The following is a 14848-nucleotide window of genomic DNA, read 5'->3' as shown; positions in this document are numbered from 1 at the left end:
CAAACTACTGTATTCTTGACTCATGGCAACCACCCCAGAGCTCCAGGACCGTCCCCGGGTACTCGTCGTCGGCGGCGGATACGTCGGCCTGTACGTAGCACTCAAACTGCAGAAGAAGATCGCAAACGCCGGTGGCATCGTCACCCTCGTCGATCCACTGCCCTACATGACTTACCAGCCTTTCCTGCCGGAAGTTGCAGGCGGCAACATCGAGGCACGCCACGCGGTTGTTTCCCACCGCCAGCACCTCAAGCAGACTGAACTTATTCAGGGCCGCGTCACGTCGATCGACCACGCGAACCGCACCGCTGTTGTGGCTCCGGCCGATGGCGGAGACAACTTCGAGGTCCCGTACTTCGACGTCGTTGTGGCGGCCGGCGCCATCACCCGCACCTTCCCCATCAAGGGCCTTGCGGACAAGGGCATCGGTCTGAAGACCATTGAAGAGGCTGTTGCACTGCGCAACAAGGTCCTCGAACGCATCGAGGCCGGCTCCATCATGACCCATCCCGCGGAGCGCGCACGCGCCTTGACCTTCGTGGTCGTGGGCGGCGGCTTTGCCGGCATCGAATGCATCACCGAAATGGAAGACCTGGCACGCGCCGCCGTCAAGAACAACCCGCGCGTCAAGCAAGAGGAAATCCGCTTCGTCCTGGTTGAGGCCATGGGCCGGATCATGCCCGAGGTCACCGAGAAGCAGGCCGAATGGGTTGTGGAGCACCTCCGCAGCCGCGGTGTCGAGGTTCTGCTGAACACATCACTGGACAACGCCGAGGGTTCCCTCAAGCTCATTAACCTGCCGGACAAGTCGCTGGCGCAGGATTTCGAAGCCGATACCCTCGTGTGGACTGCCGGTGTGCAGGCCAATCCGATGGTCCGCTCCACGGACTTCCCGCTGGATGAGCGTGGCCGTGTCCGCGCCCTGCCTGACCTCCGCATCGCCGGTGACGAAGGCATAGTCGAGAACGCCTGGGCTGCCGGCGACGTCGCTGCCGTTCCCGATCTCTCAGGCGGCGGTGTGGGCGGATTCTGTGTCCCCAACGCACAGCACGCTCTCCGCCAGTCCAAGCTCCTTGCGAAGAACCTCTGGGCCTCCCGCTGGGACAAGCCGCTGAAGGACTACAAGCACAAGAACCTTGGTGCTGTTGCCGGATTCGGTGAGTGGAAGGGTGTTGCCAACATCATGGGCATCAAGCTCAAGGGCGGGCTCGCCTGGATGGCCCACCGTGGCTACCATGGCCTGGCCATGCCCACGGTTGAGCGCAAGGTCCGCGTCATCTTCGGCTGGATCCTGAGCCTCATCATGGGCCGCGACACCACGCAGCTTATCGACCTCGACAACCCCCGCGGCGCATTCGTCATGGCAGCGTCCCCGGCGCCCAGGCCGGCCGCCGCCCCTGCCCCGGCTGCAGCCCCTGCTGCTGAGAAGCCTGTTCTTGAGAAGCCTGCTCTTGAGAAGCCTGTTCTTGAGAAGCCTGCCAAGGCTGGCGACACGGCAAAGACTGACGCTGCAATGGCTGATGCCGTGAAGGCTGAATCAAAGGAAAGCGTTGCGTCTGACTCCAAGTAGTCTGCAGTAACTTACGACGGCGGCCGTTCCCCTTCAGGGGAACGGCCGCCTTTGTGTTGGCAGGGGGGGCCAGCCTTCGGAGCCGCCCAGCAGGCCGATATCCGGCTCTGCGCCCCCGGAACCGGTTCTGCGGACGGAAGCTCCACCGCCCAGTCCACCACGGCGTGGTGGCCATGGGGCTCGACTGCAGTTTCGAGCAGCCGGGCTTGATGTGCGCGCATGCCTCGAGCCTAGACTGGCTCAATGAACGGTGAAAAGAACGTCCAGGCACTACTGGCCTCAATGCATCCCGTCCTCCGCGAAGGAGACTATGTCTATGTCCTGTGGCCGCACGGCATGCCGCTGGTGGCAGGAATCGAAGCGGCAGTCAGGGAGGCCGAGGGGCTGACCGTTGTCCTTCCCCGGGCGGAGGCAGACAGCCTCGGCCTGCCCTACGACTTCGTGGCGGCGTGGATCACCCTGCAGATCCACTCGGAATTGGAAGCTGCGGGGCTCACAGCTGCGGTCAGCACGGCCCTGACCGACGGCAGGATCAGCTGCAACGTGCTGGCCGGCTTCCACCACGACCACCTGCTGGTCCCCGTGGCGGATGCCCCGCGGGCGCTGGAGATCCTCGCCGAGCTGGCATCGGTGAGCGCACAGCAGCCACAACCGGAGCTGGTCCTGCGCAACGAGACCCCTGCGGACCGCGAACGCATCCTGGCGCTGACCGCCGAGGCATTTGCTGTATCCCCGGTCACGGGGCTCCGCGTCGACGGCGAGCCAATTGAGGTGGAGTTGCTGCGGCAGCTTTTCGAGTGTGAAGAGTACCTGCCGGAGTTCAGCATGGTGGCAGAGCTCGACGGCGAAATAGTGGGTCATGTGATCAGCACCAGGGGTTGGGTGGGGGACCTGGAGTTGCTGGGGCTCGGGCCTCTTGGCGTGACACCAAGGCTGCAGCGGCACGGCATTGGCTCGGCGCTGGTCAAGGAGAGCGTTGCGCGCGCCAACGCGGCGGGGGAACGCGGCATTGCCCTGCTGGGCAGCACCGAATATTATTCGCGCTTCGGCTTTGTCCCCTCCACATCCCTGGGTATCGAGCCGCCGGAGCGGATATGGGGCGATCAATTCCAGTTACTGCCCCTAGCAGTCTGGCGGGGAGGTATCCACGGAACGTTCCGGTACGCCGGACCGCTCGCCCGGATGTGACGGGATATCATTGACCGGGCGCCCCAGTAGCCCAATTGGCAGAGGCAGCGGACTTAAAATCCGCGTGTTGCGAGTTCGAGTCTCGCCTGGGGCACTTTTCCCCCGTCCCCAGGGCCTCCGAAACGGAGCCGGGCTCCCGGCAGATTTCCCATATGCAACGAGTGTTATAAGGATGTGACCTTAGTCACTTATGTTCCGGGCGGATTTGCATTAGCTTGAAGTTAAATCAGGAACACCTGATCATTCGCATCAAAGGCCGTTCGCACCTTTCGATCGAGGAGACTCTAAATGATTGCACTCCCCCAGGCGGCGCCCCGTATCGCTAAGCTCACAGCGCTTAGCATCGGCGTCGCCCTTCTGGCTACGGCTTGTGGTGGCAGCTCTACCCCAACGTCGACAGGATCCGCTTCCGCCAAGGCCGCAGGCATCTCTTGCCCGGCACCCAGCGCCGGAGCCGGAGCCGGAGCCAGCCAGGCCGCAACCACCGGACCTGTCCCTGCTGCAACCACTACCACCGAGACTGCCCTGAAGATTGGATCGCTCCTGCCGACAACGGGGTCGCTGGCGTTCCTCGGGCCGCCCGAAATCGCCGGCGTCAACCTTGGCATCAAGGAAGTCAACGATGCCGGCGGCGTGCTCGGCAAGCCTGTCGAGGTCATCCACCGCGACTCCGGTGACACGAAGACAGACATCGCCACGCAGTCCACCACGGCACTGCTCGGCCAGGGCGTCGGCGCAATCGTGGGTGCAGCTTCTTCTGGCGTCTCCAAGACCGTGATCAACCAGATCACCGGTGCCGGAGTCGTCCAGTTCTCGCCGGCAAACACCTCGCCGGACTTCACTGCCTGGGATGACAAGGGTCTCTACTGGCGCACCGCCCCCTCGGATGTGCTCCAGGGCAAGGTCCTCGGAAACTACATGGCTACCTGTGGGGCCCAGACTGTTGGCATGATCGTATTGAACGACGCTTACGGAACCGGCCTTGCGAAGAACGTGAAGGCCGCGTTTGAAGCAGCCGGCGGTAAGGTCGTTGCAGAGGAACTCTTCAACGAGGGCGATTCCCAGTTCAGCAGCCAGGTGGACAAGGTCATCGCAGCCAAGCCGGATGCCATTGCCCTGATCACCTTTGACCAGGCCAAGAGCATTGTTCCGCTGATGACGGGCAAGGGAGTCAAGCCGACTCAGATGTTCATGGTTGATGGCAACACCTCGGATTACAGTAAGGACTTCAAGGCAGGCACCCTGAAGGGCGCCCAGGGCACCATCCCGGGCACCTTCGCCAAGGACGCCTTCAAGAAGTCGCTGTTGGCCATTGATCCCGCACTGAAGGATTACAGCTACGCAGGCGAGTCCTACGACGCTGTTAACCTGATCGCGCTGGCCTCTGAGGCTGCCAAGAGCACCAAGGGCGTAGACATCGCCGCAAAGCTCAAGGAAGTTTCTGAGACAGGCGAGAAGTGCAGCACCTTCCCGTCCTGCGTCACGTTGCTCCGCAACGGCAAGGACATCGACTACGACGGCCAGTCCGGTCCGGTGACCTTCTCCGATGCGGGTGACCCCACAGAGGCCTACATCGGCATCTATGAGTACCAGGATGACAACACGTACAAGCCCCTCAAGGAAGAATTCGGCAAGCTGTAAGCCGCTTCCTCCTCCTGACACACAGAAAGCCCCCGTCCAGTCCGGAAGGGGGCTTTCTGTGTGCCTGCTGGCGGCCGGGCGTCACGCACAGCAGGCTTTTGACTCAAGCCCGGGCGCCCGGCGGCGGGAATCCGGCCCAGTGCCCCAGCGGCCGGTAGTAAAGACTGCGGCGCGTGACGCCGTCGTCGTTCCCTCTGGAGGCGCCCGGGGGGATCACCTGGACACGAAGGGCCGCCACCGGATGGTGACGGCCCTTCTGGCTGGGTTACTGCCCCGGAGGAAGGATCCGGGTCAGGCTTCGTCGGCCAGGGTGCCCAGATACAGGTGGATGACCTTGGGATCCCTCATGAGTTCCCGGCCCGTGCCTGTGTACGCATCCTTGCCCTGGTCGAGCACATAGGCGCGGTCACAGATCTGCAGGCAGCGGCGCGCGTTCTGCTCCACCATGATGACGGATACGCCGGCCCGGTTGATCTCATGAACCCGCAGGAAGGTCTCGTCCTGCCTGACGGGGGAGAGACCGGCGGAGGGCTCATCGAGCAGCAGAACGGCCGGCTCCATCATGAGGGCCCGGCCCATGGCCACCATCTGGCGTTCCCCACCGGAGAGCGAGCCCGCCCGCTGGGCGCGCCGCTTGCCGAGTTCCGGGAACAGGCTCGTGACGAAGTCGAACCGCTCGGAAAAGTCCTTGGGCCGCTGGAACATGCCCATCTGCAGGTTTTCCTCGATGGTCAAGGTGGCAAACACGTTGTTGTTCTGCGGGACAAAGCCCACACCCCTGCTGACGAGCTTGTTCGCCTTCAGGCCGGTGATGTCCTGACCGCGGACGACAACCGAGCCCGAGTGGACCTTGACCAGGCCGAACATCGCCTTCAACAGCGTGGACTTGCCGGCTCCGTTGGGGCCGATGATGCCGATCAACTCACCCGTGCGGGCTTCGATACTGCAGCCGTTGAGGATGTTGACGCCCGGAAGGTATCCGGCCACCAGATCGGTGACCTTGACGACCGACTCGTCAGCGGGTGCGGGCAGTGCGGCGGGCGCCGCACTGGTGGCGCTCATTCTGTTTCCTTCTCTTTGCGGCTCGGTTCTTCGTCGCTGTGCTTGCCGCGGCCCATCCCGTTGTCTCCTCGGCCGGTAGCGCCGGGCTTGTCCAGGCTTGTCACCCCGGGGCCCTGCTCCTCCCACTCAGGCGCAAGAACGTCGACGGCGATGATGCCGGCATTCTCGGTGCCGACAATCGATTCCTCATCGGCCACCAGTTCCGCGGCCAGCTCCTTGATGCCCTGCGAGTCGCCAAGATCCACCTCGTGGTGGGCCCCCAGGTAGGCGTCAATCACGGCCGGGTTCTTCATGACGTCGGCGGGTGGCCCCTCGGCCACGATCCTGCCCTCGGCCATCACCACGACCCAGTCGGCGATGTGGCGGACCATGTTCATGTCGTGCTCGACGAACAGCACGGTCATACCCTCGGCCTTGAGGTTCTTGATGTGGTCCAGCAGGGACTGCATCAGTGCAGGGTTGACGCCTGCCATCGGCTCATCGAGCATGACCAGTTTGGGCCGGACCATGAGGGAACGGGCCATCTCGAGCAGCTTGCGCTGGCCACCGGAGAGGGACGCAGCGTAGTCGTCCTTCTTGGCGTCCAGCTTGAACTTCTCCAGCAGCACGTTGGCCTCGGCCGTGATCTCTTTTTCGCGGCCGCCCCAGATTCCCTTGAACAGGGCCTTGGACAGCCGCTCACCCGACTGGTGGGACGCGCCCAGCCGCATGTTTTCCATGACGGTGAGCTTGCCCATGACCTTGGTGAGCTGGAAGGTGCGCACCATGCCCATGCGGGCAACCTTGTAGGAGGAGACGCCGGCAATGCTGTTGCCCTCGAACTGCCACTTGCCCGAGTTCGGAATATCGAAACCCGTGAGCAGGTTGAACAGGGTGGTCTTGCCGGCACCGTTCGGGCCGATCAAAGCCGTGATCTTGTGCCGCGGGATCTCCAGGTAGTCGACGTCGACGGCGTTGATGCCGCCGAAGTTGCGGGTGACGTTTTCCGCCACCACGATGGGATCACGCTTCTTGCAGCCGGGCGCAGTCTCGCCGGCGGCAATCGGGCGGGTATCCGTCATGTAATCGATCTTTTCTTCTGTTGACTTTTCGCTCATGCGAACGCCAGCTCCTTCTTGTTGCCGAAGACGCCCTGGGGCCTGAAGATCATCAGCAGCATCAGCGCGACGCCCACCAGGATGAAACGAAGCTGCCCGGCCTGGACGGTGTTCAGCCAGGTGACGGCGCCGGACTCGATTAGGCCGGACAGGATGCCTTGCGTGAGTGACAGCACGACCCAGAAGATCATGGCGCCCACGACCGGTCCCAGCACCGTGCCGAGACCGCCGAGCAGCAGGACCGTGTAGAGGAAGAACGTCAGCTCGGTGCCGTAGTTCGCCGGCTGGACAGCGCCGCGGGGGAGTGTGAAGACCATGCCCGCCAGGGCGCCGAGGACGCCACCGATGATCAGGGCCTGCATCTTGTACGAGTACACGTTCTTGCCGAGCGAGCGGACGGCGTTTTCGTCCTCGCGGATACCCTTGAGGACGCGGCCCCAGGGGCTGCGCATCAGCAGCCACATGAGGGTGCAGCAGACGATGACGAGTCCCCAGCCGACAACGCGGATGAAGAAGTCCCTGTTGTTCATGCCCAGATACGAGCCTTCAGGGAACGGATTCATGGAGTAGAACCCGCCCTCGAAGGCGGCGAGGCCGTTGGCCGAACCGGTCACGGAGGTCAGCTGGTTTGTGGTGACGATGTAGCGGACGATTTCCGCTGCCGCGATCGTGACGATGGCCAGGTAATCGGCCCGGAGCCGGAGGGTTGGAATACCCAGGAGCATGGCGAAGATCGCTGAACAGATAATGGCGATGAGTAGGCCGAGGAAGAACGGGACCTTGAAGGTCAGCGTGGAGATGGCGAAGCCGTAGGCGCCCACCGCCATGAAGCCGGCCTGGCCGAAGTTGAGCAGGCCCGAGTAGCCGAAGTGGACTGCAAGGCCGAGAGCGGCAAGGGCGTAGGCCGCCGTCGTCGGGCTGAACAATTCAGCGGCTGCGCTTGAAAGTATGAATCCGAAGTTCATGGCTGCCTCCTAACCCACACGCTCGCGACGGCCCAAAATGCCCTGAGGCCGGAACAAGAGGACAACAATCATGATGAACAGCGCTCCCACATATTTGAGGTCGGCGGCGAGGCCGAACACGGTGGTCAGCTCCACGAAGATGCCGACGATGACGGATCCGATCAGGGCACCGAAGACCGTGCCGAGGCCGCCCAGGGTGACACCGGCGAAGATGAGCAGCAGGATCTGCGAGCCCATGTCGAAGGCGACGCCGGGACGGTAGTACGCCCAGAGGATGCCGCCGAGGGAGGCCAGCATGCCGCCGACGACCCAGACGATCCGGATGACGGAGTCGACGTCGATCCCGGAGGCCGCAGCCAGGGCCGGGTTGTCGGCCACCGCGCGGGTGGCCTTGCCCAGCCGGGTCTTCAGCAGGACGATGCCGATCAGGGCGATGACGACCGCACTGATGCCCAGCGACCAGAGGTTGTTGGGGGAGATGGAGACCGGGCCGATCTGGATTTCCGCGCTCTGGGCGAAAGGCAGTTGCTGGGTGGCGCCGCCGAAGTAGAACTGGATGATGTAGCGGACCGCCAGGGCCAGGCCAATGCTGACGATCATCATGGGAACCAGGCCGGTCCCGCGGCGCCGCAGCGGCTTCCATAGTCCGGCGTCCTGGACGTAGCCAAACAGCCCGCCGCCCAACAAAGCCAGGAGGATGGCCAACCAGAAAGGCAGGTTCATGGCGCTGAATCCGAACATCAGAACCGCGCCGAGGGTCACCATTTCACCGTGTGCGAAGTTGGTGAGGCCGGTGGTTCCGAAGATCAGGGACAGGCCGACCGATGCAAGCGCCAGCAGGAGACCGAAGCTCAAGCCTGCCACCAGACGGTTGAGCAGGTTCTGCCCGAAGTCCTGCTGCTGCACCACGATGCCCTTGCCGAAGGCGAAAATAACCGAGAGGTTTGAAGTCTGGCTGAACGTGACGTTGCGGGGGTTCTCCTGGCCGTCGGCGAGTTTGACCCCTTCCGGCAGCGTGGACTCGTCCAGCTCCACTTCATAGGTTCCCTGGACCGGGACGCCAATGGTCCAAGCGCCGTTGGCACTCGATTTGGCGGTCCCGGTGAAGTCGCCGCTTTTGGCGGTGACGGTGACATCAGCCAGGGGGGCGCGGTCGTCGCCGCGCAGGAAGCCGTTGATGCTGTTCTGGAACGTGGTTGACGACGGGGATGGTGTCGGCGAGGGGGTTGTGGCCTGTGATGCCGGAGCGAGGACAAGCAGAATTGCCACCGTGGTGGCGAAAATAGCCCCCACAGTTTTCAGCAATCCGCCAAGCCGCCGGGGCGGCAGGCCTCTAGTTGTGCTTCTCAAATTGAAAACCTCCACATGGGGGTGGTCTGGGTTGCGCCATTGCAACCGCTGCGAACGGAGAGAGTGACGAATGATGGTGCGTAATGCGATGCGAGATACATGGATTCCTGTGATATTCGTCACCCTGCTTGGCCTATGTTACAGCCCGCGACGGGCAAAAATTGCAGGTAGAACCGGCCCGTAGATCGCGATCGGATAACAACCGTGAAGCCGCCGCCATCCGTTGCTTCAGGCTAACTAAAGTAAACTTTTGTTGATTCCGAGTATTCCTAAACAATCGTTCAGGAAATGACGCGCAGAACCGGGCCCACAATGGTGCGATTCATGTCACAGTTGCGTTGCGGGCCCACGCCAGGGGAACTTTACCTGCCCGTGAAGCGTGGAAATTGGTACCGTGAAGTATACGGATCACCACTCACCCCCTTTATCTGGAGGACACCCGCAATGGCACTTGGCGGAAACCCGATCTTCAACGGAAAAAACTTCCGTGGAGCCACCCAGGCACCGCCTGTCCCGCAGGGCCAGTATCAGAACCAGTACGGCCAGACGCCTGGCCGCGCGCCGGGGCAGGTCAGGGATGCGCAGGGCGGCTGGATGTCCCAGCAGCAGAACATGACGCATGACCAGCTGCAGCAGATGTACAACCAGCCTGCAGCAGGGCCAGCCGACACCGGCCGGATGACCTATGACGACGTCATCGTCAAGACCGCCACGTGCCTCGCCGTGCTGATGGTAGGCGCAGCCGTCACCCTCTTCGTAAGCCTGCCGCTGGCATCCGTGCTGATGCTCGTCGGCGCACTCGGCGGCTTTGTGCTTGCACTGGTCAACACGTTCAAGAAGCAGCCATCGCCGGCACTGATCCTTGCCTACGCCGGGCTCGAAGGGCTGTTCCTTGGCGGCCTGACGCGCATCCTCGACGGTATGTACCCGGGCGTCGGGCTCCAGGCTGTCATCGGAACCCTGTCCGTTTTCGCTGTCACGCTGTTGCTGTTCAAGAGCGGCAAGGTGCGTGCCACCCCGAGGGCCATGCGCTTCTTCATGATCGCCACCATCGGCTACGCGGTCTTTGCGCTGATCAACATGGTGATGATGTGGACGGGAGCCGTACAGGAGCCGTTCGGCCTCAGGACCAGCTTTGAGATTTTTGGAATCCCGCTGGGAGTCTTCATCGGCATTCTCGCCATCGGTCTGGCTGCATTCTCGCTGATCATGGACTTCACCAGCATCGAAGCCGGTGTCAGGAGCGGAGCCCCGCAGCGGTTCTCCTGGACCGCAGCTTTCGGCCTCACCGTCACGCTGGTCTGGCTCTACGTGGAGATCATCCGCCTGCTGGCCATTCTCCGCGGCGATGACTAACGGCAACGCCGGCTAACGTCGTCGTGATCTGACGACAGAAGAGGGTCCTGCCGAACGGCAGGACCCTCTTCTGTGCGGGGTTTGTCCAGATAAGGAAGCCGGGACGTCAGCGGAGGCGTTCCAGAACCACTGCCATGCCCTGGCCTCCGCCCACGCAAAGCGTAGCCAGACCCAGGCTGCCGTCCGTCTCACGGAGCCCGTTCAGCAGCGTGGTGCTCATGCGGGCGCCGGTCATTCCGAACGGATGGCCCAGCGCAATGGCGCCACCGTGGACGTTGAGTTTGCCGTGATCGATCCCGAGTTCCCGCGCACTCGCCACCACCTGGACGGCGAAGGCCTCGTTGAGCTCCACAAGGTCGATGTCCCCGATGCCCAGACCGGCCAGGGCCAGCGCGCGCCTGGTGGCCTCGACCGGCCCCATTCCCATCAGCTCGGGGGAGAGGGCGCTGACGCCGGTGGACACAATCCTGGCCAACGGCTCCAGTCCCAGCTCCCGCGCGCGGGTATCGCTCATGATCACCACGGCGGCGGCACCGTCGTTGAGCGGGCAGGCGTTCCCCGCCGTGACGGTTCCCGCACGGCGGAACACCGGCTGCAGGGTGCTGACGGATTCGAGGGTGACACCGGCGCGCGGCGAGTCGTCCCGGTCCGCCACAGTCCCGTCCCGTCGCGCGTAGGGCGTGATCTCGCGGGCGAAGAAACCCGAAGCGATGGCGGCCTCGGCCCGGTTCTGGCTCAGTACTGCCCAGGCGTCCTGTTCGGCGCGGCTGATGCCGTAGGTGGTGGCAACATTTTCCGCGGTCTGGCCCATGGCGGTGTAGATGTCCGGCATCCGGCCGCCCAGCCGCGGATCGGTCCAGGGAGTGTTGGACTCTGCACGGGCAACCGTGCGCTTCGCGGCAGCATCAAAGCGCGGGTTGTGGTTGCCGGCGTCGGTTTCTCCCGCGCCGGCCCAGTTCTGGTACCGAGACACCGCCTCCACCCCGGCAGCCACGAACGCGTGGCCTTCACCCGCCTTGATCGCGTGGAAGGCCATGCGGATGGCCTGCAGGCTTGACGCGCAGAAGCGGTTGACTACGGCGCCGGGAACGTTGTCCAGTCCGGCGAGGATGGTGACTACCCGTGCCATGTTGGAGCCGGCCTCCCCGCTGGGTTCGGCACAGCCCAGGTAGAGGTCATCAAGCCCCGGCCCGTCGTCGCCACGGGGATCGAAGGCAGGCACTTTCGCCAGCGCGGCGGTGACCATGGCAGCGGCCAGATCGTCCGCCCGTTCGTCCTTGAGCGACCCCTTGAAGGCTCGCCCGATTGGGCTGCGGGCAGTGGAAACTATGACGGCTTCTGACATACGCCCAGCCTACGCCGGAGCTATGCCAGCCGCATCGCCCCGGCCGCCGGAGTAACGGTGAAAATGTCCGGAGCCATGAATCCCGCATCGGAAAAAGCGCGGACGACGGCGCTGCGCACCTGTTGCTCTGCCGCCGCCGGGGTGAGCGCAATAGCTGCGCCGCCGAAGCCGCCGCCAGTCATCCGGGCCCCGATGGCGCCGTTGGCCCGGGAGGTATCAACGGCGAGATCCAGTTCGGGGCAGGAGATCTCGAAGTCGTCGCGCATGGAGACATGGCTGGCGTCGAGCATGGCGCCGATCGACGCTGGGCCTTCACCGGTCAGCAGCTCTACGGTCTGCAGTACGCGGTCGTTTTCGGTGACAACATGCTTCACGCGTCGGAACGTCACTTCGTCCAGAAGCCCGCTGGCTTCCTCAAGATCGCCCACCTCAACGTCGCGCAGCGCTTTGACACCCAGGACCTCGGCACCGAGCTCGCAGGACGCACGGCGGGAGGCGTAGCCGCCGTCGGCATGGGAGTGGGAGACCTTGGTATCAATGACCAGCATGACCAGGCCGGCGGGTTCCGCCTCGAACGGCACCAGTCGCACGCTTTGGTCCCGGCAGTCCAGGAATACGGCGTTGCCCTTCGATCCCCGGAGTGAGGCCGACTGGTCCATGATGCCGGTGGGGGCGCCCACAAAGTCGTTTTCCGCCAGCTGCGTGGCCGTGACCATTTCTTCAGGCTCGAGCCCGGCAGCTGTGAGCTCGTTCACTGCCGAGATGACGGCGCATTCGATCGCATGCGAGGAGGAGAGCCCTGCGCCCAGGGGGACATTGGAATCCAGCAGGAGGTCCATGCCCGGGACTTCGATGCCGCGCTGCTGGAGAGCCCAGATAACGCCCAGGGGATACTTGGTCCACCCTTTGGCGGTGGTGGGGTCCAGCGAGGTGGTGTCCGCCGTAGTCATGCCCTGATCACCGAAGGTGGAGAGCAGCCTGACCATTGAGTCCTGGCGTACGCCGATGGCTACACGGGCCGTTTTGTCGATGGCGAACGGCAGCACAAATCCTTCGTTGTAGTCTGTGTGCTCGCCGATCAGGTTGACGCGGCCCGGAGCCTGCCAGACGCCGTCTGGAGTCCGGCCGAAGGCGGCCTCGAACCGCTCGGTGAGCTGGGCGGGGTCGAGCGGGGATGTCTTCGCGGCGCTCACGCGTGGGCTCCTGAGGATGCGGCCGGCACTGCGGAGGAGGTGGGCGCAGATGCCGTCACGGCCACTGTGCGGAGCCGGTCGGCGACGAGCTCCGGTGTGGTGTCGTTGATAAAGGCGCCCATGGCGGCTTCCGAACCCGCAAGGAACTTGAGCTTGTCGGCGGCACGGCGTGGCGATGTCAGCTGCAGGTGGAGGTAGCCGGCGGGCCGCAGCAGGGCGTCCAGCGGAGCCTGGTGCCAGGCCGAAATGTACGGCGTGGGTGTGGGATAGAGGGCGTCAAGCCGTTTGAGCAGATCCAGGTACACGTGCGCCAGCTCATCCTTCTCCTCGCCGCTCAGGGCAGCAAGGTCAGGAACCTGCCGGTGCGGCACCAGATGGATTTCCAGGGGCCAGCGTGCGGCGAACGGGACGTAGGCGCTGAAGTTCTCGCCTTCCATCACCATCCTGCTGCCGTCTTCCCGCTCAGCGTGCAGCAGCGAGCCTGTGAGTGTCTGCCGGCCATCGCCGGCGTCAAAGAATTTCCGGGCGGCGTTGCCCAGGACTTCTGCCCTCGGGGTGACGTAGGGGTAGGCATAGATCTGGCCGTGCGGGTGATGCAGGGTGACGCCGATGTCCGCCCCGCGGTTTTCAAAAGGAAACACCTGTTTGATGCCGGGAAGGGCGCTCAGCGCCTCGGTCCGGTGGGCCCAGGCCTCAACCACCGTGCGCGCGCGGACTTCGCTCAGCCCGCTGAATGATCCGGTGTGCTCCGGTGTGAATGCCACCACTTCGCACCGCCCGAAGGCCGGCCCGGTGGTCCCCCATCCAGGGTTCTCCGGGACCGGGCCGAGCGCCGGGCCCAGCGATGGAAACCGGTTCTCAAAAGCAACGACGTCGTAATCCGCCGCCGGGATTTCGGAGGCATTGTTGGCAGTGGTGGGGCAAATGGGGCACTGATCGGCCGGCGGCAGGTGGGTCCGGCTTTGGCGGTGAGCTGCCACGGCAACCCACTCGCGGGTGAGGGCATCAAACCTGACTTCGCCCGGTTCCCCGCGTGGCGGCAGTTCCCGGTGGTCGGTTGTTGACGCGGCCGGGCGGGGTTTCTCTGTTCCGGCGTCGTCAAAATAAAGCAGCTCCCGGCCGTCGGCAAGGTTGGTGCTGGTGATATTCGTCATGCGTTGGTTCCTTTGAGAGCTGTGGCCGGGAGCGTGCGCCGGTCGGGAAGTGGCGTGTTGAGCGGGGCGGATGGTGCCTCCGGGTCCGGAGGTATGGCAACAATCCTCAGGTCCGGAACAGCGAGCCGGAGCTTGCGGGCGGTTGATTCCCCGGCAGGCCCGGCGCTGATCCTGTCATCCGTGATCAGTGTGCTGACGGCAGTGAGCGGTGCAATGCGGGCGAGGCCAACAAGTCCGGACTTGGTGGAATCGGCGAGCACTATGAGCTTGTCCGAGCTGCTGATCATGGCTGAGTTGATCTCGGCTTCGAGCAGGTTGGGCGAGGTAATGCCGGCCAGCGGGTCCATTCCGTGGACGCCCATAAAGCACACATCAGCGTGCAGGCTTCTGAGCGCCCGCGCCGCGAGGGGACCCACCAGCGCTTCGGATGGCGTCCGTTCCCCGCCGAGGATCAGGGTCCGGACGGGATCGCCCGGGCCTAGAGGCGCCGCGGTGAGTGCATTGGCCACCATGATCGAATTCGTGGCAACCGTCAGGTCCATGGTGCGGGGGAGTATCCGGGCCAACTCGAACGTTGTTGTCCCACCGGAAATCAGCAGCGTCATGCCAGGCCGCAGGAGGTTCAGGGCCTCCCTGGCGATGGCGGATTTGGCGGCAAGCTCCTGTGTGGATTTGCTGACGAAAGCGGGTTCCAGCGCGCTGAAGCTGCCCGCCCGGGCCGCACCCCCGTGCACCCGCAGAAGCTGGCCCCCGGCGTCAAGGATGTCGATGTCGCGGCGGACCGTCATTTCAGAGACATCGAGAAGCGCGGCCAGTGCCGCGACGCGGACGGTGCCGGCGGAGTCGAGTTCCTGGAGAATCAGGTGCTGCCGTTGAGCTGCCAGCATGTCGTTCCTCCTGTCGCATGTCCATCTACTGGGGTGATGA

12 protein-coding genes and 1 tRNA gene are annotated in these 14848 nt (G+C 64.0%); 5 read left to right on the top strand and 8 right to left on the bottom strand.

Translation table 11 applies throughout. From position 1 onward, the window contains the following. Window positions 1-22 precede the first annotated feature (22 nt). From V3C33_01315 to V3C33_01300, 4 genes are all read left to right on the top strand, one after another. Entirely contained in the window at window positions 23-1570 is a 1548-nt protein-coding gene (locus V3C33_01315) for an FAD-dependent oxidoreductase (protein XAS67999.1), read from the top strand. Between the two features lie 243 nt (window positions 1571-1813). Further along, window positions 1814-2758, top strand: coding sequence for an N-acetyltransferase (locus V3C33_01310; protein ID XAS67998.1), 945 nt, complete (start codon window positions 1814-1816; stop codon window positions 2756-2758). A gap of 20 nt (window positions 2759-2778) precedes the next feature. Next, window positions 2779-2852 (top strand) — tRNA-Leu (locus tag V3C33_01305). A gap of 194 nt (window positions 2853-3046) precedes the next feature. Beyond that, a complete protein-coding gene (locus tag V3C33_01300) occupies window positions 3047-4399 on the top strand; it encodes an ABC transporter substrate-binding protein (protein ID XAS67997.1) in 1353 nt (450 codons plus the stop codon). A gap of 291 nt (window positions 4400-4690) precedes the next feature. Here the strand turns inward: V3C33_01300 and V3C33_01295 are convergent, their stop codons facing one another. From V3C33_01295 to V3C33_01280, 4 genes are read right to left on the bottom strand one after another with little or no spacing between them, the layout of a single operon-like run. Then, window positions 4691-5461, bottom strand: coding sequence for an ABC transporter ATP-binding protein (locus V3C33_01295; protein ID XAS67996.1), 771 nt, complete (start codon window positions 5459-5461; stop codon window positions 4691-4693). Then, entirely contained in the window at window positions 5458-6558 is a 1101-nt protein-coding gene (locus V3C33_01290; GenBank protein XAS67995.1) for an ABC transporter ATP-binding protein, read from the bottom strand. The genes V3C33_01295 and V3C33_01290 overlap by 4 nt, the downstream gene beginning before the upstream one ends. Next, window positions 6555-7523 carry a branched-chain amino acid ABC transporter permease gene (locus V3C33_01285; protein XAS67994.1) on the bottom strand — a complete coding sequence of 323 codons (969 nt, stop codon included), beginning with the start codon at window positions 7521-7523 and terminating at the stop codon, window positions 6555-6557. The genes V3C33_01290 and V3C33_01285 overlap by 4 nt, the downstream gene beginning before the upstream one ends. A gap of 9 nt (window positions 7524-7532) precedes the next feature. Next, on the bottom strand, window positions 7533-8873 hold the full coding sequence (locus V3C33_01280) for a branched-chain amino acid ABC transporter permease (GenBank protein XAS67993.1): 1341 nt from the start codon (window positions 8871-8873) through the stop codon (window positions 7533-7535). Between the two features lie 444 nt (window positions 8874-9317). Between V3C33_01280 and V3C33_01275 the strand changes: the two genes are divergently transcribed. Continuing rightward, the gene (locus tag V3C33_01275; protein XAS67992.1) at window positions 9318-10229 is read left to right on the top strand and encodes a Bax inhibitor-1/YccA family protein; all 912 of its coding nucleotides are present in this window, start codon (window positions 9318-9320) and stop codon (window positions 10227-10229) included. 106 nt (window positions 10230-10335) lie between these two features. Here V3C33_01275 and V3C33_01270 read toward each other — a convergent pair whose 3' ends face one another. From V3C33_01270 to V3C33_01255, 4 genes are read right to left on the bottom strand one after another with little or no spacing between them, the layout of a single operon-like run. Continuing rightward, window positions 10336-11574 (bottom strand): acetyl-CoA C-acetyltransferase, encoded by a 1239-nt coding sequence (locus tag V3C33_01270; GenBank protein XAS67991.1) that lies wholly within the window; start codon window positions 11572-11574, stop codon window positions 10336-10338. Window positions 11575-11594: 20 nt separating this feature from the next. Then, window positions 11595-12767 (bottom strand): galactokinase, encoded by a 1173-nt coding sequence (gene galK / locus V3C33_01265; GenBank protein XAS67990.1) that lies wholly within the window; start codon window positions 12765-12767, stop codon window positions 11595-11597. Then, complete coding sequence (galT, locus tag V3C33_01260; GenBank protein ID XAS67989.1) at window positions 12764-13921, bottom strand: galactose-1-phosphate uridylyltransferase; 1158 nt, start codon at window positions 13919-13921, stop codon at window positions 12764-12766. Before galT ends, galK begins: the two co-directional genes overlap by 4 nt. After that, on the bottom strand, window positions 13918-14808 hold the full coding sequence (locus tag V3C33_01255; protein XAS67988.1) for a DeoR/GlpR family DNA-binding transcription regulator: 891 nt from the start codon (window positions 14806-14808) through the stop codon (window positions 13918-13920). Before V3C33_01255 ends, galT begins: the two co-directional genes overlap by 4 nt. Between the last annotated feature and the right edge of the window lie 40 nt (window positions 14809-14848).

The sequence above is a fragment of the Micrococcaceae bacterium Sec5.7 genome (assembly GCA_039636785.1).
GTDB lineage: Bacteria > Actinomycetota > Actinomycetes > Actinomycetales > Micrococcaceae > Arthrobacter.
This window is presented reverse-complemented; position numbering and strand designations above follow the sequence as displayed.

What these genes read in the sequence shown, in the direction of transcription:
- V3C33_01290 (XAS67995.1), bottom strand. Translation starts at nt 6,558, where the DNA reads ATGAGCGAAAAGTCAACAGAAGAAAAGATCGATTACATGACGGATACC.
- V3C33_01270 (XAS67991.1), bottom strand. Translation starts at nt 11,574, where the DNA reads ATGTCAGAAGCCGTCATAGTTTCCACTGCCCGCAGCCCAATCGGGCGA.
- V3C33_01295 (XAS67996.1), bottom strand. Translation starts at nt 5,461, where the DNA reads ATGAGCGCCACCAGTGCGGCGCCCGCCGCACTGCCCGCACCCGCTGAC.
- V3C33_01275 (XAS67992.1), top strand. Translation starts at nt 9,318, where the DNA reads ATGGCACTTGGCGGAAACCCGATCTTCAACGGAAAAAACTTCCGTGGA.
- V3C33_01310 (XAS67998.1), top strand. Translation starts at nt 1,814, where the DNA reads ATGAACGGTGAAAAGAACGTCCAGGCACTACTGGCCTCAATGCATCCC.
- V3C33_01315 (XAS67999.1), top strand. Translation starts at nt 23, where the DNA reads ATGGCAACCACCCCAGAGCTCCAGGACCGTCCCCGGGTACTCGTCGTC.
- V3C33_01300 (XAS67997.1), top strand. Translation starts at nt 3,047, where the DNA reads ATGATTGCACTCCCCCAGGCGGCGCCCCGTATCGCTAAGCTCACAGCG.
- galT (XAS67989.1), bottom strand. Translation starts at nt 13,921, where the DNA reads ATGACGAATATCACCAGCACCAACCTTGCCGACGGCCGGGAGCTGCTT.
- V3C33_01285 (XAS67994.1), bottom strand. Translation starts at nt 7,523, where the DNA reads ATGAACTTCGGATTCATACTTTCAAGCGCAGCCGCTGAATTGTTCAGC.
- V3C33_01255 (XAS67988.1), bottom strand. Translation starts at nt 14,808, where the DNA reads ATGCTGGCAGCTCAACGGCAGCACCTGATTCTCCAGGAACTCGACTCC.